Annotated in this window: 22 protein-coding genes; 10 read left to right on the top strand and 12 right to left on the bottom strand. The window is 69.5% G+C overall.

What is annotated here, in order from left to right; translation table 11 throughout:
- The first annotated feature begins 100 nt into the window (after positions 1–100).
- From T336_RS0110555 to T336_RS0110530, 6 genes are all read left to right on the top strand, one after another.
- The gene (locus tag T336_RS0110555; protein WP_026432513.1) at positions 101–970 is read left to right on the top strand and encodes an RNA ligase family protein; all 870 of its coding nucleotides are present in this window, start codon (positions 101–103) and stop codon (positions 968–970) included.
- Positions 957–2,129 carry an AAA family ATPase gene (locus T336_RS0110550; RefSeq protein WP_026432512.1) on the top strand — a complete coding sequence of 391 codons (1,173 nt, stop codon included), beginning with the start codon at positions 957–959 and terminating at the stop codon, positions 2,127–2,129. The genes T336_RS0110555 and T336_RS0110550 overlap by 14 nt, the downstream gene beginning before the upstream one ends.
- A 40-nt stretch (positions 2,130–2,169) precedes the next feature.
- Positions 2,170–2,784 (top strand): TetR/AcrR family transcriptional regulator, encoded by a 615-nt coding sequence (locus T336_RS0110545; protein ID WP_035225666.1) that lies wholly within the window; start codon positions 2,170–2,172, stop codon positions 2,782–2,784.
- A 32-nt stretch (positions 2,785–2,816) separates the two neighbouring features.
- Positions 2,817–3,398, top strand: coding sequence for a cytochrome b (locus T336_RS0110540; RefSeq protein WP_026432510.1), 582 nt, complete (start codon positions 2,817–2,819; stop codon positions 3,396–3,398).
- A 128-nt stretch (positions 3,399–3,526) separates the two neighbouring features.
- Positions 3,527–4,393 carry a hypothetical protein gene (locus tag T336_RS0110535; protein WP_026432509.1) on the top strand — a complete coding sequence of 289 codons (867 nt, stop codon included), beginning with the start codon at positions 3,527–3,529 and terminating at the stop codon, positions 4,391–4,393.
- A gap of 119 nt (positions 4,394–4,512) precedes the next feature.
- Positions 4,513–5,616: a hypothetical protein gene (locus T336_RS0110530; RefSeq protein WP_026432508.1), complete on the top strand. Its 1,104-nt coding sequence runs from the start codon at positions 4,513–4,515 to the stop codon at positions 5,614–5,616.
- A gap of 163 nt (positions 5,617–5,779) precedes the next feature.
- Here T336_RS0110530 and T336_RS0110525 read toward each other — a convergent pair whose 3' ends face one another.
- From T336_RS0110525 to T336_RS0110480, 10 genes are all read right to left on the bottom strand, one after another.
- On the bottom strand, positions 5,780–7,081 hold the full coding sequence (locus T336_RS0110525; protein WP_019701052.1) for a Glu/Leu/Phe/Val family dehydrogenase: 1,302 nt from the start codon (positions 7,079–7,081) through the stop codon (positions 5,780–5,782).
- Between the two features lie 171 nt (positions 7,082–7,252).
- Entirely contained in the window at positions 7,253–8,140 is an 888-nt protein-coding gene (locus T336_RS0110520) for a PPK2 family polyphosphate kinase (RefSeq protein ID WP_026432507.1), read from the bottom strand.
- An 88-nt stretch (positions 8,141–8,228) separates the two neighbouring features.
- Complete coding sequence (locus T336_RS0110515; protein ID WP_026432506.1) at positions 8,229–9,710, bottom strand: amidase; 1,482 nt, start codon at positions 9,708–9,710, stop codon at positions 8,229–8,231.
- Positions 9,711–9,776: 66 nt separating this feature from the next.
- Entirely contained in the window at positions 9,777–11,918 is a 2,142-nt protein-coding gene (locus tag T336_RS0110510; RefSeq protein WP_026432505.1) for a TonB-dependent siderophore receptor, read from the bottom strand.
- 279 nt (positions 11,919–12,197) lie between these two features.
- Positions 12,198–12,371 carry a hypothetical protein gene (locus tag T336_RS26610; RefSeq protein WP_019701056.1) on the bottom strand — a complete coding sequence of 58 codons (174 nt, stop codon included), beginning with the start codon at positions 12,369–12,371 and terminating at the stop codon, positions 12,198–12,200.
- Positions 12,371–12,742: a hypothetical protein gene (locus T336_RS0110500; protein WP_026432504.1), complete on the bottom strand. Its 372-nt coding sequence runs from the start codon at positions 12,740–12,742 to the stop codon at positions 12,371–12,373. The genes T336_RS26610 and T336_RS0110500 overlap by 1 nt, the downstream gene beginning before the upstream one ends.
- Before the next feature lie 46 nt (positions 12,743–12,788).
- On the bottom strand, positions 12,789–12,920 hold the full coding sequence (locus T336_RS27505; RefSeq protein ID WP_019701058.1) for a hypothetical protein: 132 nt from the start codon (positions 12,918–12,920) through the stop codon (positions 12,789–12,791).
- 72 nt (positions 12,921–12,992) lie between these two features.
- A complete protein-coding gene (locus T336_RS0110490) occupies positions 12,993–13,418 on the bottom strand; it encodes a DUF4087 domain-containing protein (protein WP_019701059.1) in 426 nt (141 codons plus the stop codon).
- Entirely contained in the window at positions 13,415–14,317 is a 903-nt protein-coding gene (locus T336_RS0110485) for a glycoside hydrolase (RefSeq protein ID WP_026432503.1), read from the bottom strand. Before T336_RS0110485 ends, T336_RS0110490 begins: the two co-directional genes overlap by 4 nt.
- A gap of 31 nt (positions 14,318–14,348) precedes the next feature.
- Positions 14,349–15,320 (bottom strand): LysR family transcriptional regulator, encoded by a 972-nt coding sequence (locus T336_RS0110480; RefSeq protein WP_026432502.1) that lies wholly within the window; start codon positions 15,318–15,320, stop codon positions 14,349–14,351.
- 138 nt (positions 15,321–15,458) lie between these two features.
- Here T336_RS0110480 and T336_RS0110475 point away from each other — a divergent pair, with 138 nt between their 5' ends.
- Positions 15,459–15,881, top strand: coding sequence for a PACE efflux transporter (locus T336_RS0110475; protein ID WP_026432501.1), 423 nt, complete (start codon positions 15,459–15,461; stop codon positions 15,879–15,881).
- Between the two features lie 7 nt (positions 15,882–15,888).
- Here the strand turns inward: T336_RS0110475 and T336_RS0110470 are convergent, their stop codons facing one another.
- Both T336_RS0110470 and T336_RS0110465 read right to left on the bottom strand, forming a co-directional pair.
- A complete protein-coding gene (locus T336_RS0110470) occupies positions 15,889–16,818 on the bottom strand; it encodes a response regulator transcription factor (RefSeq protein WP_026432500.1) in 930 nt (309 codons plus the stop codon).
- Positions 16,799–20,269 carry a hybrid sensor histidine kinase/response regulator gene (locus T336_RS0110465; protein WP_026432499.1) on the bottom strand — a complete coding sequence of 1,157 codons (3,471 nt, stop codon included), beginning with the start codon at positions 20,267–20,269 and terminating at the stop codon, positions 16,799–16,801. Before T336_RS0110465 ends, T336_RS0110470 begins: the two co-directional genes overlap by 20 nt.
- Positions 20,270–20,456: 187 nt before the next feature.
- On the opposite strand from T336_RS0110465, the gene urtA reads away from it, so the two are divergent.
- From urtA to urtC, 3 genes are all read left to right on the top strand, one after another.
- Positions 20,457–21,728 (top strand): urea ABC transporter substrate-binding protein, encoded by a 1,272-nt coding sequence (gene urtA, locus T336_RS0110460; RefSeq protein WP_013592748.1) that lies wholly within the window; start codon positions 20,457–20,459, stop codon positions 21,726–21,728.
- A gap of 208 nt (positions 21,729–21,936) precedes the next feature.
- Positions 21,937–22,851, top strand: a complete 915-nt coding sequence (gene urtB, locus T336_RS0110455; protein WP_026432498.1) for an urea ABC transporter permease subunit UrtB — start codon at positions 21,937–21,939, stop codon at positions 22,849–22,851.
- 50 nt (positions 22,852–22,901) lie between these two features.
- Positions 22,902–24,122: an urea ABC transporter permease subunit UrtC gene (gene urtC, locus T336_RS0110450; RefSeq protein ID WP_026432497.1), complete on the top strand. Its 1,221-nt coding sequence runs from the start codon at positions 22,902–22,904 to the stop codon at positions 24,120–24,122.
- The last annotated feature ends 27 nt before the right edge of the window (positions 24,123–24,149 follow it).

The raw sequence follows: 24,149 nt of genomic DNA, 5'->3' as shown, positions 1-24,149 counted from the left end.
CCCATCACGTCCGCCCCGATCGCCAGAGCGCGATCGCATGTTGTCTTCGGCCACAGCTCCAGGGTCCTTTCCCTGGCCAACAGCTTGCACGGAGACAGCCATGTCGGACATCCTCGATCGCGAACTCGCGAAATACCCCCGTACCCCGCATCTGCAGGGGTCCCGCTACCAGCCCGGCGACAAGGGCACGCCAGCACCGTACCAGGCCCTGTCGGGCCGGTTCATCGTCGTCGAAGAGAAGTTCGACGGAGCCAACGCCGGCATGAGCTTCGATGCGGGCGGGCAGTTGTACCTGCAGTCCCGCGGCCACTACCTCCACCTGGACACCCAGGCTGGAAGAGAGCGTGCCTTCGCCATGTTCAAGCGCTGGGCGCGGTTCCACGAGGATGGCCTGCTGGAGGTGCTCGAAGACAGATACGTGTGCTACGGCGAATACATGTACGCCAAGCACAGCGTGGCCTACAACGCCCTGCCGCACCTGTTCCTCGAATTCGATGTCTGGGACCGATCCACCGGATCGTTTCTGGACACGGCGTCGCGCCATGCGCTCCTCGATGCCCTGCCCGTCGTGTCGGTGCCCGTGCTGTATGCGGGGATCGCGCCGCCGAGGTACCAGGACCTGGTCGCCATGATCGCGCCCTCCCTGGGCCGCACTGCGGCCTGGCGTGACGACTTCGAAGCGGAAGTCCGTCGCCAGAAACTGGATCCGGGCCTGTGCTGGATGCAGACCGACCGGTCCGAGCTGGCCGAAGGGCTCTACGTCAAGGTCGAGGAGAACGGCCGCACGGTGGAGCGCTACAAGCTGGTGCGGAGCGATTTCGTGCAGACGATCCTCGACTCGGGATCGCACCACAGCACGCGGCCGATCGTTCCGAACGGGCTGCGCCCCGGAACGGACCTCTTCGCGCCCACCGTGGACAAGCGCTGGCCCCGCGCCGGCGCACCAGGAGAAAATCATGCAATGGACTGACCTGCGGGCACTGGTGCCCGCCCCCGGCGCCGCGCCGGACTTCGATGCCTGCCTCGATGCGTTTCCCATGTTGCGTGCCTTGGGCAGCACGCCCCAGTCGCCGCGCTGGCATGCCGAAGGCGATTGCTGGATCCATACCCGGCTCGTCGTGCGCGCGCTCATCGAGGGCGCGGACTATGGTGCCCTTGCCCGGGATGAGCAGGAGATCGTCTTCCTGGCCGCGCTGCTGCACGACGTGGCCAAGGCGAGCACGACGGCGATCCATCCGGAGACGGGAGAAATCTCGCACCCCGGCCATTCGAAGAAAGGGGCCATCGACGCCCGCATCGCGCTGTGGGATGCCGGTGTTCCTTTCGTCGCGCGTGAAGCGGTCTGCTCGCTCATCGAGTCGCACCAGCGGCCCTTCCATGCGTTCGAACCGTCCCGGCGCGGCATCACGCCGGAATTCAGTGTCCGGGAGCTGTCGTGGCGCGTGGACCTGCACCTGCTCTGCGCACTGGCCGAAGCCGACATGCGTGGCCGCATCTGCGAGGACCAGCGCAAGGTCCTCGATGCCATCGCGCTGTTCCGGGAACTCGCGCAGGAGGAGGGCTGCTACAGGAGCCCGCGCGCGTTCGCCGATGCCCACACGGCCGTCAGCTATTTCCGCGGCGCCAACGTGCACCCGGACTTTCCTCTCTACCAGGAGCGGGGCAGCCGGGTGGTCGTCATGGCCGGCCTGCCGGCATCCGGGAAGAACCGTTGGGTGGCCGAACACTGCCCTGGCCTGCCCGTCGTCTCGTACGACGATGCCCGTGCGGAACTGGGCCTGCGGCATGGCAAGGCCGAGGGCAAGGTCGCGCACCGGGCGCTGGACAAGGCGAAGGAGTTGCTGAGGCACAGGGAACCCTTCGTGTGGAACGCCACCCACCTCGGCAGCCAGATGCGCACCAAGACCCTGGACCTTTGCTATGCCTACGGCGCCGAGGTGGAGATCGTGTACCTGGAAGCCCCGCGCGCCGAGTTGCTGCGCCGCAATGGCCAGCGGGACACATCGCTGACCGACAAGGCGCTGCTGGGGATGCTCCATCGCTGGGAAGTGCCGTCGCGCACCGAGGCGCACCGCGTGACCTGCTGCGCCCTGGCGGCGGCAACCTCTCCATGGACGCGCAGCCCGTGAATTGACATACGCTCCGTATGCAAATTAGCATACGCGCCGTATGTCAACCAGGGCACCCACGCAGCAGCGCCGGACACGGGCGGAAATGATCGAGGCCACGCGGGCCCGGCTCCTGGCCGCGGCGCGCGGCGCCTTTGCGGCGCGCGGCTATGCGCAGACGTCGATGGACGATTTCACGGGCGAGGCAGGCCTGACGCGCGGGGCGCTCTACCACCACTTCGGCAGCAAGGAGGGCTTGCTGGCCGCGGTCATCGAGCAGATCGAAGCCGAGGTCGGCGAGCGCCTGCGCGCCGTGTCCGGGGCGGCGCCCACGCCGTGGGAAGGATTCCGCCGCCGCTGCCGCACCTACCTGGAACTGGCGCTGGAGCTCGAGATCCGCCGCATCGTCCTGCAGGACGCCCGGGCCGTCTTCGGGGACGTGCCGCAGGCTGCGCAGTCGGCGGGCATCGCCGCGCTGGAAGCCGCGCTGCAGGGCCTGATCGAGCAGGGCACCGTGGCCCCGCTGCATGCCGGCGCCATGGCCCGGATGCTCTACGGCGTGGTCACCGAAGCCTCGTTCTGGATCGCCGAGCCGGACGGGGACGTGGCGCAGCGCCTCGCACAGGCCCTGGACGGCCTCGACCGGCTGCTGCACGGCCTGCTCGTGCACCCCTGATCTTCTTTCCCGCCCATCAAGGAACACACCCTATGCAGTGGACCAACACCGCGACCCGTTTCGGGGCGCTCGCCAAATTCTTCCACTGGACGAGCGCCGCGGCATTCATCGGCGCCTATGTGGTCGTCTATTACGTCATCTGGTTCATGGACGACACCTCGGACGAATCCCTGCCCGTGCTCAACATCCACTGGGTGCTGGGCCTGATCGTGGGCTTCCTGGTGCTGCCGCGGCTGCTTTGGCGGCTGCTGGACGTGCAGCCCGAGGACCCGCCCGGCACGCCCCTGGAGCACATCCTGGCCCATGCGGCGCACTGGGGCCTCTACGGCCTGCTGGTCGCCATGCCGCTCACGGGCTACATCGGCACCGGGGCGCCTACGGATTTCGGGCTGTTCACCGTGACGGGATTCAACGACACCGCGCTCTTCGCATGGATCAGCCGAACCTTCCAGGTGGGCTGGGAGGCGTTCGAGGCGCCGGTCGATGCCGTCCACCACTTCCTGGGCAAGTTCGTGGCCTGGGCCGTCGTGCTGCTGCACGTGGGGGCGGCACTCTTCCACCACCGTGTGCGGCGCGACGACGTGCTCACCCGCATGCTGCCTGGGCGGCGCTAGGTCGTGACGCTTACGCGCTGCTGACAAATCAAGTGGCCGAGTGTGACCCGGGGTGAATGGATTACAAATATTCACGTTTCCTCCCAGGTTCGGTATAACCGCGTGATCTTTCTGTGGAGGAGAGCGCTTTGGATTTCAAGCAATGGACAGCGGTCGCGCTGCTGGCGTGCGCTGCGGGCGCACATGCCTACGAACCCCAGGCCGGCACCTGGGTCGTGTCGTCGGAAGTGGATGGCAAGCCCGGCCGAGGCCTGTCGGTGGATGTCCAGAACGGCACGCTCGCCCTGCAGATGTATGCCTACGAGAACAGCGGCCAGCCTACGTTCTACCTCGCCGTGGGCACCGTGGCGGACAACAGGGTCACGGCGCGACTGAACCGCTACACCGGCGGCCGCTATTTCGGCAGCCCGGCGCAGTCGGGCACCGAGGCCGGCAGCCCCGGCAACGTGACCATCCGCTTCACCAGCGGGACGACCGGTTTCATCACCTTCCCGAACGAGCCGGAAAAGCCCATCTCCCGCTTCAACTTCGGCTATCCGCAGAAGCCTTCCAGCCTGGCGGGCATCTGGACCTTCACCTCGGTGGGCTCCGAAGGAACCCGCGCCGATGCCGCCTTGCTGGACACGCCGCTTTCGGGCACCAGCAATGGCAACGGCCTGCTGGCGAGCAGCGACGGCCTGTTCGGCTGCGAGCACCAGGTGTCCGGCACGCTGGCGGGCAGCGTGCTGTGCGTTCGCGTCAGCAGCAGCGGCACGCTGCAGCGCGTCTATGTGATGAACTACAGCATCCACGACGGCGAGGGCTACTCGCAAGGGGCGAGCAGCAACACCCAGCAGTTCCTGGTCGCACGCCGCGTCGCCACGGCCAAGGGCGACGGCACGGGCATCGCCCTGAAGTCGGCCGACTCCGCGGAAGGCGCTGCGCCTCCCGCCCCCCTGCAGGCGGCCCTGCGCTCCCACCTGGAAGCCGTGGCCCTGCAGGCCCCCGCGCCCTGAAGCGGCGGGGCCTGGCTGGCGCGTAGCCGCGGGCACGCGCCGGCAGGCATGGCGCTCGCGGCCGCCAGGCCGCAGAATCCGGTCAGGCCGCCGTGCGCGGCGGGCCTTCCGGAAACGCCATGCCCCCTTCATCCATCGATCCGCCGCTCCCGCCGCAGGGCGCCCTGGCGCGCCTGTTCGCGGAAGCCGCACTGCAGCGGCAGGGCATGCTGCTCGGCACCGACCGTGGCGGTGACGCCGCCCCCTCGGCCCCGGCCCCGCCGCAGGCTCCCGGCACTGCTACGCCGCCCCCGCCGTCCACCGAACGCGTGAGCGTGTCGCCGGAGGCCCGCGCACGCGCGGATGCCGCGCTGGGCCCGGGCCCGGGGGCCGCTGCGCGCGGCGGAGCCGTGGTGCCGGGCACCGCGGGCCAGGGCTCGCCGGGGGCGGGCCGCCCTCCGGCCGGGTTGCCTGGCCTGGCCGTGCCTGCGCCGGCCGCGGGCATGGCCCCGGTGGACGGCCCGGGCGAGGCCTGGCCCACCGGCGGGGTCGGCGGCCCCATGCGTTCCCTGGTCGGCATGCTGGTGCACCGCCTGGCGGAAGCCGGTGGCCCGGCCCTGCGCGTGGTGTCGGCCCAGGCCTGGACGGCGGACATGGCGCGGGCCTTGCGGGCTGCCGTGTCGGCCCAGGGAGGGCCGGCCGCCCTGCAGACCTGGCGCGTGGGGCAGGGCCGCGTGCAGGCGGAAGACGGCGAGCGGGGATTCGCCTTCACGCTCCAGGTGCCATCGGCCTGGGCGGCGCGCGGCGCGGCCGCCGGGGCGGGCGCGGGCATGGCGGGAGCCGCGGCGTCCGCGGGCGCGCAGGCCCTGGCCGTACCGTTCACCGGGCGGCAGGCACGGCTGGAGCCGGGCGTGTTCGCCCTGGTGCTGCAGCCGGCCCGGGACGACGCGGGTGCGCCGGGCAGGACGAGCGCGCTCCTGTCCCTGGAATTCCAGCCGCCGCCCCAGCAGGGCCTGTACGGACGCGAGTGGATGCAGCCCGCCCTGCGTGCCGATCCCTGGTTGCAGATGGCGGCGCTGCAGGCCAGCGGCTGGCGCCGCGAGGACGAGGAGGCCGAGGCCGCCGCGCGCCGGGGTGCGGTGCCGCCCTGCGACCAGCCGGGCTGCCCCTACGAAGGCCGGGCGCCCTGCGAGCAGCCCTTCTGCCTGGCGCTGCGGGTGCAGGCTCCCCGTCACCCGGCCTGAGCGGCCGCGCTCCGGCGGGCGGCACGGCTCCGGGCCCGGTGGCGCATGGCCATGCCATGAAAAAAGCCGCCAGGCCCGGGTAGGGCGCTGGCGGCTTCTTCCTGCCGTGCACGCTCGATGGGCGCGCGCGGCAGGGGCCGTCGGTCTTGCCGATGTCAGTGCATCAGGGATACAGGCCGCGCATTTCGCGGGCGTGCAGGATGCGCTGGCAGGCCACGATGAAGGTGGCGGTGCGCAGCGTCACCTTGTGTTCCTGGGCCACGTGCCAGATGCCGGCGAAGGCTTCCTGCATGATGCGCACGAGGCGGGCGTTGATCTCGTCCTCGCTCCAGAAGAAGCTGGAGAAGTCCTGCACCCATTCGAAGTAGCTGACCGTCACGCCGCCGGCGTTGGCGATCACGTCGGGCAGCACCAGCACGCCCTTGTCGGCCAGGATGTCGTCGGCCTCGGTGGTGGTGGGGCCGTTGGCCCCCTCGATCACCAGCTTGGCCTTGATCTGGCCGGCGTTCTCCTTGGTGATCTGGTTTTCCAGCGCGGCGGGGATGAGGATCTCGCAATCCACGCCCCAGAAGTCTTCCTTCGCCATCGCCTCGGCGCCGGCGAAGCCGCCCACGCCGCCGGTCTGCTTGACGTGCGCCAGCAGGGCGGGCACGTCCAGGCCGTTCTTGTTCAGGATGGTGCCCGTGTGGTCCTGCACGGCCACGACCTTGGCGCCCGCCTCGGCGAAGAGCTTGCCGGCGATGCCGCCCACGTTGCCGAAGCCCTGCACGGCCACGCGTGCGCCCTCGATGGGCAGGCCGGTGAGCTTGGCGGCTTCCACGCCCACGGTGTACACGCCGCGGCCGGTGGCTTCCACGCGGCCCAGCGAGCCGCCCAGGTCCACGGGCTTGCCGGTGACCACGCCGGTGGCGGTGGCGCCCACGTTCATCGAGTACGTGTCCATCATCCAGGCCATGACCTGGCCGTTGGTGTTCACGTCAGGAGCGGGGATGTCCTTGGAGGGGCCGATGAGCAGGCCGATCTCGCTGGTGTAGCGGCGCGTCAGGCGCTCGAGCTCGCCGCGCGAGAGCTTCTTGGGATCGACGCGGATGCCGCCCTTGGCACCGCCGTAGGGCACGTTCACGGCGGCGTTCTTCACCGACATCCAGGCCGACAGGGCCATCACTTCGGACAGCGTCACGTCCTGGTGGAAGCGCACGCCGCCCTTGCCGGGGCCGCGGCTCAGGTTGTGCTGCACGCGGTAGCCCTCGTAGTGGGCGATGGTGCCGTTGTCCAGTTCGATGGGCACGTCCACGACCAGGATGCGCTTGGGACGCTTCAGGGTTTCCACCCAGCGCGCCAAGTTGCCGAGGTACGGCGTGACGCGGTCCACCTGCTGCAGGTAGTTGCCCCAGGGGCCGAGGTGGTCGGCCTGGAGGTAGGAAGGCACGGGATGTTGGACGAGGGTGCCGGCGGAGTTCGACATGCGGATGTTTCCCTTGGGTGTAGGAGGTAGGGTCAGGCCAGCGACTGTATGCCTCGCCCCCCGGGCTGTCCAAGGCCTGAGTGTTTCCGGGTTATGCGGCGGATGCATAACAGGAGCGAATGCATCCCGATGGGCGGAATGGGGCAGGGCGCGGCGTGCATGGCGGCGGTGTCACTCGATCCGGAAATCGGCCAGCGCCGGATCGCCCTCCGGGTAGCGCAGGTCGAGATTGCGCAGCACCTCGCGCAGCACGGTGGCGATCATCAGGTTGCGGTGGGTCTTGGAGTCGGCCGGCACGATGGTCCACGGCGCCCAGGGCGTGTGCGTGGCGGCCAGCAGCGTGGCGTAGGCGCGCTGGTAGTCGTCCCACTGCTTGCGGGCCGCGATGTCGCCCATCTCGAATTTCCAGTGCTTGGCCGGGTCGTCCAGCCGGGCCTGCAGGCGCTCGCGCTGCTCGTCCTTGCTGATGTGCAGCATGAACTTGACGATCACCGTGCCGGTCTCGGCCAGCATGCGCTCGAAGTCGTTGATGTGCGCCAGGCGCTGGGCGTGCTGCCCGGGCGTGATCCAGCCCTGCACCACAGGCACCAGCACGTCTTCGTAGTGGCTGCGGTTGAAGACCACCGTCTCGCCGGCCGCGGGCACCTGGGCATGGATGCGCCAGAGGTAGTCGTGCGAGCGCTCGGTCTCGGTGGGGGCCTTCCAGCCCACGGCGCGCACGCCCAGGGCGCTCATGCGGCCGAACACGCCGCGGACGGTGCCGTCCTTGCCCGAGGTGTCGGTGCCCTGCAGCAGCACCAGCAGCTTGAAGCGGCGGTCGGCGTAGAACAGGTTCTGCAGCCCGTCCAGCTCCTCGGCCAGGGCTTCCACGGCGGCCTTGTCCATGGCTTTCTCGCCGGAGGAAAACGGCTTGGCGCCGGGGTCGAAGCGTTCCAGGGGCAGGGGGTCGGGCAGGCCCTTGCGGAGGGCCGGGAGGCTGGTGAACTCCTTCGGCTGCCAGCCGGCCCATTGGCGGGCCAGGGCGGGGTCGATGCGGGAAAAGGGCGGGGAAAATTCCATCGGTGGGGGTCTCCTGGGCGATGGACCACTGTACCCGGCCCCCTGCGTGCCCTGCCGTGGGAGAAACGCGCTACTGCCGGGCCGACCGCTACTGCGCAGCCGATGCCACGTGCACCGCCGGCCTGCGGCCATCGTTCCAGCGCCCGCCGAGCGCCCGCTCGATCTGCGCGGCCAGCTGCAGCAGCAGGCCGTCGTGGCCCTGGCGCGCCTGGGCGTGGATGCCGAAGGGCAGGCCGTGGTCCTGCGCGCCCATGGGCAGGGAGATGGCCGGAATGCCGCAGAGGTTGGACAGCGGCGTATAGGCGAAGAACTGCCAGAGGTTGTCGAACCAGTCCAGCACGTCGGGGTTGCTGCTGGTGGTGAGGTATTCGGTGGTGCCCACGGGCGGCGTGGGCCGCGCGGTGATGGGGGTGAGGATGATGTCCCATGCCTCGAAGAAGGCGCCGAAGCCGCGCGCCGTGGTGTTGAACACGGTCTGCATGCGGTGGCGCTCGGCATAGGGCAGGCCGCGGCCCGCCTCCCAGATGCGGATGTTGACGGGCTCGATCAGGTCGGAGGGCGGCGATTCGAGGCCGCGCCGCTCCAGCAGGCCGTTGATGACCTGGGCGAAATTGCTGATGTAGCAGGTGGTCTGGGCGCGGAAGGCGGCACGCAGGTCCACCTGCGGCAGCGCCCATTCGACGTGGTGGCCCAGGCCTTCGAGGAAGCGGCCGGCCTTTTCCAGTTCGGCCACGATGGCGGGCGTGGCGCGGTAGTCGCCCCATTCGTGCGAGAGCGCGATGCGCAGGCGGGCCGGGTCGCGGCGGATCAGTTCTGTATAGGGCTCGGGCGCGGTCCAGTAGGGCATGAACTCGCCCGGCGCGCCGCCCCGGCAGGCATCGACGAAGGCGGCCGTGTCGCGCACCGTGCGGCTGTGGCAGCCCTGGGTGGAGACATAGCCCGTGATGTCCGAGGCCTGCGGCGCGATGGAGAACACGCCGCGCGAGGGCTTGAGGCCGATGTTGCCGTTGAAGCCCGCCGGGATGCGGATGGAGCCGCCGCCGTCCGTGGCATGCGACATGGGCACCACGCCGGCCGCCACGATGGCGGCCGTGCCGGCGGAGGAGCCGCAGGTGGTGTAGCCGGTGTTCCAGGGGTTGCGCGTGACATAGACGGCCGGGTTCTCGGCCGAGCTGCAGACGCCGAATTCCGGCGTGGTGGTGCGGCCCATGAGGTTCAGCCCCGCGCGGCGCATCTGCCGCGTGAGCCAGGCGTCTTCGGTGGGGCGGTTGCCGCGCATGAAGAGCGAGCCCTGCTCCTGCAGCCGCCCGGCCAGCGTGGGGCCCAGGTCCTTCATGAAGAAGGGCACGCCGGCCAGCGGGCCGCCGGGCTGCATGCCGGCCTGCAGCGGGTCGGCCACCGCATCGGCGAAGACCTCGACCACCGCGCCCAGGGCGGGGTTGACCTTCGCCACGCCGGCCGCCGCCTGGGCGGCGAGCTCGGCGGGGGTCACCTCGCCGCGGCGCACCAGTCCGGCCAGCCCTACCGCGTCGTGCGCGGCCCATTCGTCCCAACCCATTGCCAAGCCCATGTGGATGCCTTCCGTTTCATGTGGTCGCCGCAAACGCCAAGACTGCCACAGGAACGGGCGATGGACTCAGAAGCTGTGCTGGAGCCCCGCCACCACCTGCCGGCCCAGGCCCGGCATGGCGGTGAGCGCGCCCCATGACGTGGCGGCGTAGTGCTTGTCGAAGAGGTTGTGTACGTCCAGCGTCAGGCGTGTGCGCGGATCGACCTGCCAGTAGGCGGTGAGGCGCGCCGTTGTGTAGGCCGGCAGGCGGTAGGTGTCGTTGGCCGTGGCCGTGCGTTCGCCCACGTGCACCAGGCCGCCGCCCACGCCGTAGCGGCCGCCCGAGGCCAGGCGGTCTTCGCGGATGGCGAACAGGCCGCCGCTCACGCGCGGGATGCCCAGCAGGCGCTTGCCCAGCAGAGTCTTGTCGTTATCGCGCAGCACCTCGGTGTCGGTGTAGGCCGCGTTGGCCGTCAGTCGCCAATGAGCGTCGAGCTTGCCGGACACATCGGCCTCGACGCCACGGCTGCGCACCTCGCCCGCCGCCACGTTGAAGTTGGCGTTGTTCGGATCAGGCGTGAGCACGTTGGTCTTGCGGATGTCGAACACGGCCATGGAGGCGATCAGGCGCTGGTCGGGCGACTGCCACTTGGCACCGGCTTCGAAGGCCTTGCCCTTGGTCGGTGCGAAGGCGTTGCCCGACGCATCGCCGCCGGCATTGGGCCGGAACGAGCGGCCGTAGGAGACATAGACCGAGCTGTCCGGCGTGAGCATGTAGCTGAGTCCCACGCGCGGCGAGGTGGATGAATGCTCCTGAGTGGTGTTGCTGTTGGCGAGCCGGTCGTCCAGGCTCTGATGGAAACGGTCGAAGCGCACGCCGGCCAGCAGCTTCCAGCGCGCCGTGAGGTCGATCTGGTCCTGCAGGAAGAGGCCCGTGGCGCGCTGGTGGTCCTGGCTGCTGAAATACGGCGTCATCGACGCTGTCCGGGACAGGTCGTAGGTGGGCTGGTAGATGTCGATGGCGTACAGGCGGGAGCCTCGGGCCGAGGCCTCGCCGTACTGGCCCACGAACAGGCGCGAGGACTCCAGGCCCGCCAGCAGGGTGTGGCGCAGGCTGCCGGTGGTGGCCTTGCCCTCCACCTCGGCCTGCACCGAGGTGTCGCGCGAAGGCAGGCTGCGCCAGGTGTCGCTGCGATACAGCGTGCGGCCATCGGCCTGCAGCAGGCCCAGCCTTCCGTTGCCAAAGTCCATGGCGTCGCCGTAGTACGCAGTCTCCCGGTACGAGGCGCCCAGGCGCGTGCGCCAGCCGCCGCCCAGGTCGTGGTCCAGTGTCAGCTGGTGCGTGTCGCCCGTCACATGCAGCTTGCCGCGGTTGGGCTCGCCCAGGAAACGGTCGCCGGGCAGGGCCAGGGCATTGCCGTTCACCTGGATGGTGCCCCGGTCCAGCGGCGTGCGGATGCGGATGAACTCGGCCTCGTATTGCAGCACCGTGTCGGCGCCCAGCGCCCAGGTGAACGCGGGGGCGACCACGTACTTGTGGCTGTCCACCAGATTCGTGCGGCTCGCGCCGTCCTCGGCCGCCACGTTCAGGCGGTAGGCCAGGTGCTGCGTGATGGGGCCGGTGGTGTCCAGCGTGGCGCGGCGCATGCCCAGCGTGCCCACTTCCAGGCCGGCCTTGTGCGACGCGGTGAACTGCGGCTTCTTGGTGACGATGTTGAGCGTGCCGCCGGGCTCGCTGCTGCCGTAGAGCGCGGCGGCCGGGCCCTTGAGGAACTCCACCCGCTCCACCGTCGCCATGTCGCGCATGGGGCCATAGCCCCGGCCGGAGGCGAAGCCGTTGAGCAGCGAGCCGCCGTCGGTATTGCTGAAGCCGCGGATGGCGTAGTTGTCCCAGGTGCCGCCGAAGTCATTGAGGCGCGTGACGCCGCTCACGAAGTCCACCGTGTCCGCCAGGCGCGTGGCGCCCAGGTCCTGGATGAGCTGCTGCGATACCACGCGCACCGCCTGCGGGGTTTCGACCAGGGGCGTGTCGGTGCGGGTGGCGGCGGTGTTGCGCTGCGCGCCCTGGTAGCCGGAGCCGTCGGTGGCATCCTGCACGCGCACTTCCTGCAGCGTGGCGGTGGAGGCTGCCGGGGCCGTGGCGGCCTCCTGCGCATGGGCCGGGTGCTGGGCGGACAGGGTGGCGGCCAGCGCCAGCACGGCCTGCGCCAGCGGGGCGCGGCGGGGCATGGCGGAGCGCGAGGGGGCCGCGGCCACGGTGGCCGGGATGGAAGGCGACGAGAGAGCGGGCATGTGCAGAGCAGGCCGGAGCAGGCTCCGGCGCGAGAGAAGACGCGAAAACGACGGGGAACGGATCAGTGCGCAACGGTGCGCAGCTCGGCCGTGAAGGCGCCGAACTGTAACACCAGGTTGAGAACCAATCTCATTCGCTGTCGCATTGCCGCGACGCTGCGCACGGGCGGTTCGCAGGGCTACCGGAGGAGCCGCAACCGGACCTGTTCGAGCAGCTCAGCCGCTGCCCTCCTGCCCGTCCTTGTTGAAGAACGCCTGGTAGATCACATACGGAATGACGGAAACCACGACCCACCACCAATTGCCCTGCACGTAGGCCAGCACCCAGCAGGTCCAGCCGAATAGGACGGTGCACCAGCCGAAGATGGTGGAAAAGCGAAGGCGTTTCATCAGAGCATCCTCACACCGTTGAAGCCCCACCGGACGTACACAAGGTAAGGAAGGATACGGACGGTGCCGGCTGGGGTCGAAAGGTGTATTGGAATCGTCGCGGCCTCTTTGATCATCATGTTCAGAGGGCGGCCGAATCTGGCCATGTACACGCCAGGCCCGAAAAATCCATGCAGGCCGAATTTGCTGGAGTGGATGACGGCGGTTCGCGCGATGCCTGCGGCCCCTGCCTTCGTCGTAAAGTGGATCAGGCTCTTCGGCAGCGCTGCAAAGCCATATCCGGCAGTGCTCAGTACTGTGGCCGTGGTGGGTGCAATGTCCGGGGTCCACAGCGCGGCGAACACGCCGGGCACGTGGGCCAGCGGCGCCAAAGGACTCCGAGACTGGGTGGCGACGCCTGCCCAGTATTGGGTAGCTTCATCGGCCGCCTGTGGATTGCACGTAGAGCTGCCGCAGCTTGAGCATGAGCCGGTGGACGGCGCCCGCGTCGGAGATCTGGACGGGTGTGCCGCAGCCCTCGCGGCGGCAGATCAGTGAGTTGTCAGCCATTGGTCGCGCTTTTTTTGTGGCGCTGCTCAGCCCATGCGGCCATCTACCAAGTCAGTAACCCGGCCGCCGGACTTACTTGAGCGGGTTCTCCGGCTCCTTGCCCGTCAGCGCCTTGTCCTTGCGGCAGACCGACAAGGGCTGGGTGCGTGACGAGAAGATGTGCGTCACTTCCTGCGTATCGGCGCGGGCGCTGACTTTCAGGCAGGCGCAGCCGTAGCCCGCGCTGCCGGTGCCGGTCGCCACCCAGCGCGACTTGGGGAACGTCGGCCAGTCGCCTTCGGCCTGGTGGCCTCCCTGCATGCCGATGGTCCATTCCCCGTCCTTGTCCACCAGGGTCGCGTTGCCCGGCGTCGGGTTGTCGAACCAGCCGCAGCGCGTGGTCGTGTCGGGCGGCATCGCGGCGGCCGCGAACTGGCAGGCACCCAGCCACAGCAGGGCATGGAGGACGCGGGCCGTCATCGGGCCGCGCAGGGTCTTCGGGGCAGTGCAGCGTGTCATGGCTTGGGGGCGGCGGGTGTGGTGATGGCGTTCGGCCGGGCCTTCAGCAGGACCGCCTCGAACTTCCGGGCGATCTTGGCGATGTCTTCGGCGTGGTCGCTTCCGTTGACCATTTTCCGGGCCGACACGTAATCGGTCGCGTCCCCCGAGAAGTAGAGCGAGAACTTGCGCCCGTTCGCGAAGATGCCGCCCGTGCGCATGCCGTAGGACATCAGTGCATAGGCGGTCTCGGGCGTCTTGACCTGCTCCGGGTCCGTCAGCAGCCCCAGCCCCCGGCCGAGCGCGACGCCTGCCTTGGCGTAGTTGGACCACCAGGTCAGCTGCACGTAGCCGCGCCCGTAATAGGCCTGCTCGATGCCGTCGTCGGAGTCGTAGGACTTGGTGGCGGCGCCGTCGTCCTTGGTGCCCATCTTGGCACCCTTGGTGAGCGGGGAGATGTCCCCGGCCGCCGTGACCGAGAACTGGTCGCCGTCCTGCTCGGTGATGCGCGCCCCGCCATCCGGCAGCAGCTTGACCTTGACGGGTTCGTGGTACTGCCGTCCCTTGCCGTGGCCGATCTCGGCCACGGGGGCCATGGTCATCAGCCACTTCTTCTGCTTGAGGACGACGGGCTGCCCGTGCTTGTCCACCAGCGGCAGCCCCTTCTTGTTCGTCGCCACCTTGGTGACGGTGACCGGAGAGGTGGTTTCCCACATCACGGTCGCGAGCATGTAGGCAGCCTGGCGCACGTCGTTGATGGCCGTGTCGCGCTCGATCATGCCCAGCAGGGACAGCATGTCGGGAATGGCTGCGGCGTTGTACCTGCCGCTGGTGCCGAACTGCTGGGTGAATTGTTCCTGGAAAACGACCCGGTCATAGGGGCCGGTGTGTTGGTAATTGATTTTCTGCGGCGCAGGCATGGGCCCATCCGTGGAATGGAGACGCGCCAGTCTAGGACGCTCGTCCGCGGCTTTGTTTTGCCGGATGTAATTTCTGCAAGCCTGTATCACCTCCGCTGCCGCGGCCTGCAGGAGCCTGGGCGGACTGCCGCAGCCGCTCCACGAAACGCCGCGCGCCCAGGCCCTGTGGCCGCTCCCTGGACCAGACCACATCCACCCACAGCTCCACGCCGTTGGAGAGGTTGTCGAACGGCATTTCCACCAGCGAGCCGGCCTGGATGCGCGGGTCCACCAGTTCGCGCGGCTGCCAGCCCCAGCCCAGGCCGGCCTCGATGAGGCTGAGCGCGGCCAGGTGGTTGTCGGTGCGCCAGTGGTGGCGCGCGAACACGAAGCGCGGATCGGTCTGCGCGAGATCGCGCCCGGCCACGACGATCTGGCGCGTGGTGGTCAGGTGGACTTCGCTCAGCGGCGCGCCGGCGGAGGCCTGCATGACCGGATGCTGCGGCGCGATGACCGCCACCAGCGTCTCGCTGCCCACTTCCTGGAAACCTTCCCGTCCATCCAGGCTGGAGCGCTCGAACACCAGCGCCAGCTGGGCGCGGCCCGCGTGCAGCAGCGCCATGGCGTCGGCCTGCGGTGCGGCCAGCACCTCCGCCTGCAGCTGGGGGTACTCGGCAGTGAGCGCGGCCAGCGCCTCGGTCCAGGGGCCGGCCAGCAGTTCGGGCGCGATGGCGATCGTCAGGCGCTCTTCCAGCCCCTGGGTGAGCGCCAGGGCCTGCGCATTGAGCTGGCGCAACTGCGCGCCCAGCAGCCGGGCCTGGGGCTCCAGCGCGCGGGCGGCGGGGGTGGGGCGCGGCTCGCGCCCGCTGCGGTCGAAGAGCTGCACGTCCAGCTCGGCCTCCAGGTGGGCGATGGTCATGCTCACGGCCGAGGGTACGCGCGAGAGTGCCCGGGCGGCGGCCGAGAACGAGCCGTTGTCCAGCACTGCCAGGAATACGTTCACGCTGTCGGAAGAAAATGCCATGCCGTCGTTCTATCAGAAAAACTGAAACAAGCTGACTTTATGTATCAGCGTGGCACACATAAAGTGCGACGCATGTCCGTGCCATCCTCCTCTTCCGCCGCCGTCTCCGCATCCGCTGGCGCACGTGAAGCCCCGGGCCTGCAGGGCCCCTGGCGCCGCGTGGTCTATGTCTCGCTCTACGAACTGATCGCCATCGCCTTCGCGACCGCCGGCCTGGCCATGCTGACGGGGCAGGGCGCCGGCCATTCCAGCGCCGTGGCGGTGGCGTGCTCGGTGATCGCCATCGTCTGGAACGTCGGCTTCAACTGGGCGTTCGAGCGCTGGGAGTCGCGGCAGGCGGTACGCGGCCGCAGCGTGGCGCGCCGCGTGGCCCATGCGATCGGCTTCGAGGGCGGGCTGGCGCTCATCCTGGTGCCGCTCTTTGCCTGGTGGTTCGACGTGACCCTCTGGCAGGCGCTGGTGATGGACCTGGGCCTGCTGCTGTTCTTCCTGGGCTATACCTTCGTCTTCAACTGGCTCTTCGACCGGGTGTTCGGCCTGCCGGCCTCGGCGCGGGGCTGATCCGGCGTCATTCCTGGAGCCACTGCCCTGCCAGGGCGGCCGCCGCGGTGCGCGTCTCCACGCCGAGCTTCTCGAAGATGTGCTCCAGGTGCTTGTTCACCGTGCGCGGGCTCATGCCCAGGATGTCGGCGATGTCGCGGTTGGTCTTGCCCTTGGCGATCCAGGACAGCACCTCGGTCTCGCGCGGGGTCAGGTCCACGCGGGGCAGGCGCGTCGCGGGTGCCTCGCCGGCGGCCTGCACCGACAGCAGCAGCATGGTCTCGCCCAGCCCGCTGGCGCCGAGCGGACGCGCCAGGAGGCGCTGGCCAGGCTCCAGCCCGGTGGCGCCTTCGCCCGCCTGCTGCGCCTGGGTCAGCCAGCGCGCCATGGCGGGGCCCGGCGCGGGTTCGGCGGCGAAAGCGGCCTCCAGCCAGCGCGTGGCCTGGGGCGAGCGCCAGGCGATGCGGTCCTGCCCATCCAGCACCACCACGCCCATGCCGGCCACGTCTACCGCCTCGCGCGCCAGCCGGGCGGCGCGGGCGTTGGCGACGTGCGTGGCCAGCCGGGCCAGCACCTCGGGCAGGCGCAGGGGCTTGACCACGTAGTCCACCCCGCCGGCCGCGAAGCCGCGCACGATCTGGTCGGTTTCCGACAGGCCGGTCATGAACACGATGGGCACGTGCGACCAGGGCGGCGTGGCCTTGATGCGGGCGCAGAGCGTGAAGCCGTCGGTGCCGGGCATGACGGCGTCCAGCAGCACGCCGTCGGGCACGGCCAGGTCGAAGCGCTCGAGCGCCTCGTCGGCATCGCGCGCGGCCAGCACGGCGTAGCCTTCGGCGGCCAGCGCATCGCCGAGCATGCGCAGGGTGGCGATGTCGTCGTCCACCACGAGGATGGCGCGCTGCGCCACGGCGCGGGACAGGGATGCGGAGGCGGGATCAGGGTCGGGCGGGTTCATCATCGGTGTCGTCTTCGGGGGCGCGCAGCAGCCGGGTGAGCCGGTCGAAGTCCAGCCGGTCGGCGGCGTCCTGCAGCGATTCCAGCTGCGCGGCATGGAGGAGGTGTTCGTTGCGCGCCGCGTGCAGGTGGGAGCGCAGCGCGGTGGCCTGGCCGGTGCGGGCCAGGTGGTGCAGCGCCTCGCGCAGCGGCTCCGGCAGCGGGCCTGCGGATGCCGCCGCGGCACCGGCCTGCTCCGGCGGGGCGCCGGGGCCCGCGGGGGCAGCTTCCGGCGCCGGATCGTGCAGCCACTGCAGCCCGAGCGCGGACTGCAGGGCCTGCAGCAGCTCCGATTCCACCACCGGCTTGCCCACGAAGCCCTGGCACCCATGGGCGGCCACGCGCGCGCCGTCGTTGTCGAACTGGTTGGCCGAGACGAAGACGATGGGCAGCTCCGCAGCCGGCAGGCGCTCGCGCAGCAGTGCGGCGGTCTGCCAGCCGTCCAGGTCGTCCATGCTGATGTCGAGCAGCACCAGGTCCGGGGGCGACTGGCGCACGATCTCCAGGCATTCGCGCCCGCTCGCGGCTTCGCGCACGTCGAAGCCCAGCGGCACCAGCAGGCCCGCGAGCAGCTGGCGCTGCAGCGGCTGGTCGTCCACCACCAGCAGGGTGCGGCGCGGCGGCCGGTAGCCCACCACGGGCCGCAGCGCGGCGGCCTGGGCGGGCTGCCAGGCCGGGTCGGGCGCGGCGGCGGGCAGGTACAGGCGCGCGGTGAAGGTGCTGCCCTCGCCCACGGTGCTGCGCACGCTGAGCTGCCCGCCCATGAGCTCGGTCAGCAGGTGGGTGATGGTCAGGCCCAGGCCGGTGCCGGGCTCGCTGGCGCGGCGGCCGGCGCTGCCGCGCTCGAACGGCAGGAAGATGCGCTCCAGGTCCTGCGGCTCGATGCCGATGCCGGTGTCGATCACCTCGATGCGCGCGACGTGGGCGCGGAAGTCCAGGCGCAGCCGCACTTCGCCCTGCCGGGTGAAGCGCACCGCGTTGGAGAGCAGGTTGATCAGGATCTGCCGCAGTCGTTTGGCATCCGCGCGGATCCATGCGGGCATGGTGCCCAGCACCTCCACGGCGAAGGCCAGCCCCCTGGCCTCGGCCTGTGGCCGCAGCATGCCTTCCACGTCGCGCACCAGCTCGGCCAGCGGCAGCGGCGCGACGGCCTGGCGCAGCCGGCCGGCCTCGATGCGGGCGAGTTCGAGCGAGTCGTCGATCAGCGCATGCATGTGCCGGCCGCTGCGCTCGATCGTGGAGAGCGCGTCGCGCAGCGCGTGCGCATCCGGCGGCGCCTTCTGCAGGATCTGGGTGTAGCCCAGGATGCTGTTGAGCGGCGAGCGCAGCTCGTGCGTCATGCCCGCCACGTAGCGGGTCTTGGCCATGTTGGCGGCCTCAGCGCGGTCGCGCGCGGCCTGCAGCTCGGCGTCGGTGCGCTTGTGCGCCTCGATCTCCTGCAGCAGCAGCTGGGTCTGGCGCTCGGATTCGTCCTGCGCCATGCGCCGGCTGTCGGTGCTGAGCACCACCCACCACGCGCACACGGCCGCGAGCAGGGCCAGCAGGGCATAGACCTTGAGGAAGGGCGTGCGCAGGAACTGCGCGGGTGTCTCCAGCCCTTCCTGCACATACACGACGCCCACCAGGAAGGCGACCACCGCGCAGAGCGAGGCGAACACCATCAGGTACTGGCCCAGCCGGAAGTTCATCTTCGCGGCCCAGGCGCGTGGCAGCAGCAGCGCGGCCAGGGTGCGCAACTGGTCGGCTGCGCGCGAACCGGTCTTGCAGCGGTCGTGGCAGCGCGATTCGAGTGAGCAGCACAGCGAGCAGATGGCGGCGCCATAGGCGGGGCAGCGGGCCATGTCCTCGGATTCGAAACGGTTCTCGCAGACGGCGCAGCGCACCAGCTCGCCCGGCGCCCAGCCGGTGGCGGGCTGCCGGGCCAGGTAGTAGCGCCCGCCGGTCCACCACGCGAACAGCGGCGCGAGCGCCATCGACAGGGCCAGGGCGATGAAGGGCGAGAACGCCGCCGCGGCCTCGCCCAGCAGGCCGGCATAGGCGCAGCAGGCCACGGCCGCGGCCAGCACCATGGCGCCCAGGCCGACGGGGTTGAAGTCGTACAGGTGCGCGCGGCGGAACTCGATGCCCCGCGGCGACAGGCCCAGCGGCTTGTTGATGACCAGGTCGGCCACCAGCGCGCCCACCCAGGCGATGGCCACGTTGCTGTACACCGCCAGCACCTTCTCCAGCGCGCCGAACACGCCCAGCGTCATCAGCAGCGTGGCGATGCCCACGTTGAACACCAGCCACACCACGCGCCCCGGATGGCTGCGGGTGACGCGCGCGAAGAAGTTGGACCAGGCCAGCGAGCCCGCATACGCATTCGTCAGGTTGATCTTGATCTGCGAGACCACCACGAACAGCACCGTCACGGCCACCGCCATGCCCGGCAGGCCGAGGGACTGCATCACCTGCTGGAAGCCGGCCAGGAACATCTGCGTGGGCTCGGCCGCACGGTGCACGCCGACCTCGAACTGCAGCGCCGCGAACGCGAGGAAGGCGCCGCCCGCCATCTTGAGCATGCCCATGGCGATCCAGCCGGGCCCGGCCACCAGCACCGCGCCCCACCAGCGCCAGCGGTTGGCGGCGGTGCGCTCGGGCAGAAAGCGCAGGAAGTCCACCTGCTCGCCGATCTGCACCACCAGCGAGAAGATCACCGCGCAGGCCGCACCGAACATGAGCGGATCGAACTGGCTGCTGCCGCTCTTGAGGCCCGAGAGGCTGGCGAAGTCGCGGTAGAGCTGCGGCTGCGCGAGCGCGATCCACACGAAAGGCAGCAGCAGCAGGAAGAGCCACAGCGGCTGCGTCCAGGCCTGCAGGCGCGAGATCAGCGTGATGCCGCGCATGGCGAGCGGCAGGATGACGAGGGACGAGAGCACATAGCACCACTGCAGCGGCCAGTCCACCACCAGCTGCAGGGCGAGCGCCATGATGGCCGCCTCCAGCGCGAAGAAGATGAAGGTGAACACCGCGTAGATCAGCGAGGTGATGGTCGAGCCCAGGTAGCCGAAGCCCGCGCCGCGCGTGAGCAGGTCCATGTCCAGACCGTAGCGCGCAGCGCAGTAGGCGATCGGCAGGCCCGTGAGGAAGATCAGCACGCCCACCGCGAGGATCGCCCACATCGCGTTGGCGAAGCCGTAGTTGAGCGCGACCGCGCCGCCGATGGCCTCCAGCGCCAGGAACGAGAGCGAGCCGAACGCGGTGTTCGCCACGCGGAATTCGCTCCAGCGCCGGAAGCCCTTGGGCGTGTAGCGCAGCGCGTAGTCCTCCATCGACTCGTCGGCCACCCAGGCGTTGTATTCGCGCCGGAAGCGGAAGATCGTCTGCGTCGCGGCGGGGGCATCGGCAGGGGTGGCGGTGGGGTGGGCGGCCATGCCCGGACCGCATGCAAGAAACGTTCTTGGTGCGTCGCGGGCGGCGCCGTACGCAGGCCCCCTACGTTAATTGACGTATGGGCGCTTCGCAGGGTTCTCCCTAACCTTCATTCCAGCGCGGCACCTGTCGTCCATCCGGTACGACACCACCGCCGCCATCCACCCGCCAGACGCAAGGAGCGCCTTCATGAAGCATCCCCTCGACCCCCGGAACGTTTCGTCCCCCCTGGCCAGCGCCGACGCGGGCCGCCGCCGCCTGCTGCAGGCCATGGGCGCCGCGTCCATCGCCGGCCTGCCGGCCTGGGGCCATGCCCAGCCCACCGCGCAGGTCAACACGACCAAGCTGGCCGTGACCGACACCGAAGTGACGGTGGGCCAGCTGCATTCGGCCACGGGCACGATGGCGATTTCGGAGACGGGCTCCATCCAGGCCGAGCAACTCGCCATCGACCAGATCAACGCCATGGGCGGCGTGCTGGGCCGCAAGATCAAGGTCATCAAGGAAGACGGCGCCTCCGACTGGCCCACTTTCGCGGAGAAGGCCAAGAAGCTGCTCATCAACGACCACTGCGCGGCCGTGTTCGGCTGCTGGACCAGCGCCTCGCGCAAGGCCGTGCTGCCGATCTTCGAGAAGGAGAACGGCCTGCTGTACTACCCCACCTTCTACGAGGGCCTGGAGCAGTCGAAGAACGTGATCTACACGGGCCAGGAAGCCACGCAGCAGATCCTCTACAGCCTGGACTGGGCGCAGAAGGAGAAGAAGGCCAAGACTTTCTTCCTGATCGGCTCCGACTACATCTGGCCGCGCACCTCGATGAAGATCGCGCGCAAGCACATCGAGAACTTCCAGAAGGGCAAGGTCGTCGGCGAGGAGTACTACCCGCTGGGCAGCACCAACTTCGGCTCGCTGATGAACAAGATCAAGGTGCAGAAGCCCGACTGCATCTTCGTGGCGGTGGTGGGCGGCTCCAACGTGGCCTTCTACAAGGCGCTCAAGGCGGCCGGCATCACGGGCGACAAGCAGTTGCTGGTGACGCTGTCGGTCACCGAAGACGAGATGACCGGCGTGGGTGGGGAGAACTTCGCGGGCTTCTACTCGTCGATGAAGTATTTCCAGTCGCTGGACAACGAGAACAACAAGAAGTTCGTGGCCGCGTTCAAGGCGAAGTACGGCCCCAATGCGGTGATCGGCGACGTGACGCAGGCCGGCTACCTGGGCCCCTGGCTCTGGAAGGCCGCAGTGGAGAAGGCCAAGAGCTTCGACGTGGACAAGGTGGTGGCGGCCTCGCCCGGCATCGAACTCAAGACCGCGCCCGAAGGCTACGTGAAGGTGGACGCCAACCACCACCTCTGGAGCAAATCGCGCATCGCCCAGGGGCTGCCGGACGGCACGTTCAAGGTGGTGTCCGAATCGCCCGAGCTGATCAAGCCCGATCCGTTCCCTAAAGGCTACCAGTAAGGCACCCCCTGAGTCGCTGCGCGCCTCCCCCCTCTCTCGCTACGCGGGAGGGGGGCGACACCTTCGGTGCGGGGCGGCCCTTCCTCGGTGTCTCTCGCCTTGGGCCGCGCCAGTTTCAGGCGCCGTGCCCCCGGGCTTGCCACTGCGGTTCTCGATTACCCCACGAATCGCCATTTCTTCCGATGGGCTTGCACGCAGGAGCTGCACCATGACTTTCTCCGAAATGATGAACATCGGCCTGATGCAGGGCTTCGCGGGCCTGAGCCTGTTCGCGGTGCTGCTGCTCATGGGCTTGGGGCTGGCGATCATCTTCGGGCAGATGGGCGTGATCAACATGGCGCACGGCGAGTTCATGACCATCGGCGCCTACACCATCTACCTGGGCTCGACGCTGACGGCGCAGTACGCGCCCGGCTTCATGCCGTTCTACTTCCCGCTGTCGATCGTGGCCGCCTTCGGCCTCGCGTTCGCCGCCGGCTGGCTGGTGGAGTGGGGGCTGATCCGCCACCTCTACAAGCGCCCGCTGGACACGCTGCTGGCCACCTGGGGCATCAGCCTGGCGCTGCAGCAGTGCTTCCGCACCTTCATCGGCCCCAAGGAAGTGAGCCCCACGCTGCCGGACTGGCTGATGGGCTCCTGGGCACCGGCCGAGGGGCTGGACATTCCCGTCAACGGCCTGTTCGTGCTGGCACTCACCGTGGTGGTGACGGCCGGCGTGCTGATCGCGCTGCACAAGAGCCGCTGGGGCCTGCGGGTGCGCGCCACCGTGAGCAACCGCGTGATGGCCAACGCCATCGGCATCGACACGAAGAAGACCGACCGCCTCACCTTCGCCATCGGCTGCGGCATCGCCGGCGTGGCGGGCGCGGCCTTCACCACCATCGGCTCCACGGGGCCTACTTCCGGCTCGCTCTACATCGTCGATGCCTTCCTGGTGGTCACCTTCGGCGGCGCGGCCAGCCTGCTGGGCACCGTGGTGTCGGCCTTCGGCATCGCGCAGACGCAGTCGATCACCGAATTCTTTCTGGCCGGCTCCATGGCCAAGGTGATCACGCTCTCGCTGATCGTGCTGATCCTGATGGTGCGGCCGCAGGGGCTGTTCGCCTCCAAGGTCCGCCGCTGACGCGCCGCTCCCTGCCGTTCCTTCCCGTCCGCATCCACCGGAGTCCTCCCATGAACGCCCTCAAAGCCTGGGTCCAGCGCTACCAGCTCGCCAGCCTGGTGCTGCTCACCGTGCTGCTGGCCGTGGTCCTGCCGCTGGCCCTCGACGTCTTCCGCCTCAACCTGGTGGGCAAGTACCTCACCTACGCCTTCGTCGCCATCGGCCTGGTGATGGTGTGGGGTTACGGCGGCGTGCTGAGCCTGGGGCAGGGCGTGTTCTTCGGCCTGGGCGGCTACGCCATGGCGATGTTCCTGAAGCTCGAAGCCTCCGACCCGGTCAGCACCAAGATCCAGTCCACGCCCGGCATTCCGGACTTCATGGACTGGAACCAGATCACCGCGCTGCCCTCGTTCTGGGTGCCGTTCAAGAGCCTGCCGTTCGCGCTGGCGGCCGTCGTGGTGCTGCCCACGCTGCTGGCCTGGATCGTCAGCTTCGCCATGTTCAAGCGCCGCGTGGGCGGCGTGTATTTCGCCATCATCACGCAGGCCGTGGCCCTGATCTGCACAGTGCTCATCATCGGCCAGCAGGGCTACACGGGCGGCGTGAACGGCATGACCGACCTCAAGACCCTCTGGGGCTGGGACACGCGCACCGACAGCGCCAAGATCGTCCTCTACTACGTGTGCGTGGTGCTGCTGGTGGCCTCCATCGTGCTGTGCCGCTACGTCCAGACGAGCAAGCTGGGCACGCTGCTGCTGGCCATGCGCGACAAGGAAGACCGCGTGCGCTTCTCGGGCTACGACGTGGCCAATTTCAAGGTCTTCACCTTCTGCCTGGCGGCGGCGCTCTCGGGCATCGGCGGCGCGCTGTTCACGCTGCAGGTGGGCTTCATGTCGCCGAGCTTCGTGGGCATCGTGCCGTCCATCGAGATGGTGATCTACGCCGCCGTGGGCGGGCGCATGAGCCTGGTGGGCGCGGTCTATGGCGCGCTGCTGGTCAACGCGGGCAAGACGTACTTTTCCGAGAGCTTTCCGGACCTGTGGCTGTTCCTCATGGCGGCGCTCTTCATCGGCGTGACCATGGCCTTCCCGATGGGGCTGGCCGGCGTGTGGGAAGAGCGCATCGTGCCCTGGTGGAAGGGCCGCCGCGAGGCCCTGCGCCGCGCCGCCGTGCCCGCGCCTTCGCCGGCGCCATGGCCCGCGCAGGCCCCAGCCGCCGAGCCGCAGCCCTCTGCCCTGGCCGCCCCCGCCGGCGCGCCGCTGCCCCAGGGCACGCGCCACCAGGGCGTCTGAACACCACCACCGCGCAGGAGCCCCATC

Source organism: Paracidovorax oryzae ATCC 19882 (assembly GCF_000687165.1).
Taxonomy (GTDB): Bacteria; Pseudomonadota; Gammaproteobacteria; order Burkholderiales; family Burkholderiaceae_C; genus Paracidovorax; species Paracidovorax oryzae.
The sequence above is the reverse complement of the archived record's forward strand: the minus strand, read 5'-3'. Positions and strand labels throughout refer to the sequence as shown.

What these genes read in the sequence shown, in the direction of transcription:
- T336_RS0110555 (WP_026432513.1), top strand. Translation starts at nt 101, where the DNA reads ATGTCGGACATCCTCGATCGCGAACTCGCGAAATACCCCCGTACCCCG.
- T336_RS0110550 (WP_026432512.1), top strand. Translation starts at nt 957, where the DNA reads ATGCAATGGACTGACCTGCGGGCACTGGTGCCCGCCCCCGGCGCCGCG.
- T336_RS0110545 (WP_035225666.1), top strand. Translation starts at nt 2,170, where the DNA reads ATGTCAACCAGGGCACCCACGCAGCAGCGCCGGACACGGGCGGAAATG.
- T336_RS0110540 (WP_026432510.1), top strand. Translation starts at nt 2,817, where the DNA reads ATGCAGTGGACCAACACCGCGACCCGTTTCGGGGCGCTCGCCAAATTC.
- T336_RS0110530 (WP_026432508.1), top strand. Translation starts at nt 4,513, where the DNA reads ATGCCCCCTTCATCCATCGATCCGCCGCTCCCGCCGCAGGGCGCCCTG.
- T336_RS0110525 (WP_019701052.1), bottom strand. Translation starts at nt 7,081, where the DNA reads ATGTCGAACTCCGCCGGCACCCTCGTCCAACATCCCGTGCCTTCCTAC.
- T336_RS0110520 (WP_026432507.1), bottom strand. Translation starts at nt 8,140, where the DNA reads ATGGAATTTTCCCCGCCCTTTTCCCGCATCGACCCCGCCCTGGCCCGC.
- T336_RS0110515 (WP_026432506.1), bottom strand. Translation starts at nt 9,710, where the DNA reads ATGGGCTTGGCAATGGGTTGGGACGAATGGGCCGCGCACGACGCGGTA.
- T336_RS0110510 (WP_026432505.1), bottom strand. Translation starts at nt 11,918, where the DNA reads ATGCCCCGCCGCGCCCCGCTGGCGCAGGCCGTGCTGGCGCTGGCCGCC.
- T336_RS26610 (WP_019701056.1), bottom strand. Translation starts at nt 12,371, where the DNA reads ATGAAACGCCTTCGCTTTTCCACCATCTTCGGCTGGTGCACCGTCCTA.
- T336_RS27505 (WP_019701058.1), bottom strand. Translation starts at nt 12,920, where the DNA reads ATGGCTGACAACTCACTGATCTGCCGCCGCGAGGGCTGCGGCACACCC.
- T336_RS0110490 (WP_019701059.1), bottom strand. Translation starts at nt 13,418, where the DNA reads ATGACACGCTGCACTGCCCCGAAGACCCTGCGCGGCCCGATGACGGCC.
- T336_RS0110485 (WP_026432503.1), bottom strand. Translation starts at nt 14,317, where the DNA reads ATGCCTGCGCCGCAGAAAATCAATTACCAACACACCGGCCCCTATGAC.
- T336_RS0110480 (WP_026432502.1), bottom strand. Translation starts at nt 15,320, where the DNA reads ATGGCATTTTCTTCCGACAGCGTGAACGTATTCCTGGCAGTGCTGGAC.
- T336_RS0110470 (WP_026432500.1), bottom strand. Translation starts at nt 16,818, where the DNA reads ATGAACCCGCCCGACCCTGATCCCGCCTCCGCATCCCTGTCCCGCGCC.
- T336_RS0110465 (WP_026432499.1), bottom strand. Translation starts at nt 20,269, where the DNA reads ATGGCCGCCCACCCCACCGCCACCCCTGCCGATGCCCCCGCCGCGACG.
- urtA (WP_013592748.1), top strand. Translation starts at nt 20,457, where the DNA reads ATGAAGCATCCCCTCGACCCCCGGAACGTTTCGTCCCCCCTGGCCAGC.
- urtB (WP_026432498.1), top strand. Translation starts at nt 21,937, where the DNA reads ATGACTTTCTCCGAAATGATGAACATCGGCCTGATGCAGGGCTTCGCG.
- urtC (WP_026432497.1), top strand. Translation starts at nt 22,902, where the DNA reads ATGAACGCCCTCAAAGCCTGGGTCCAGCGCTACCAGCTCGCCAGCCTG.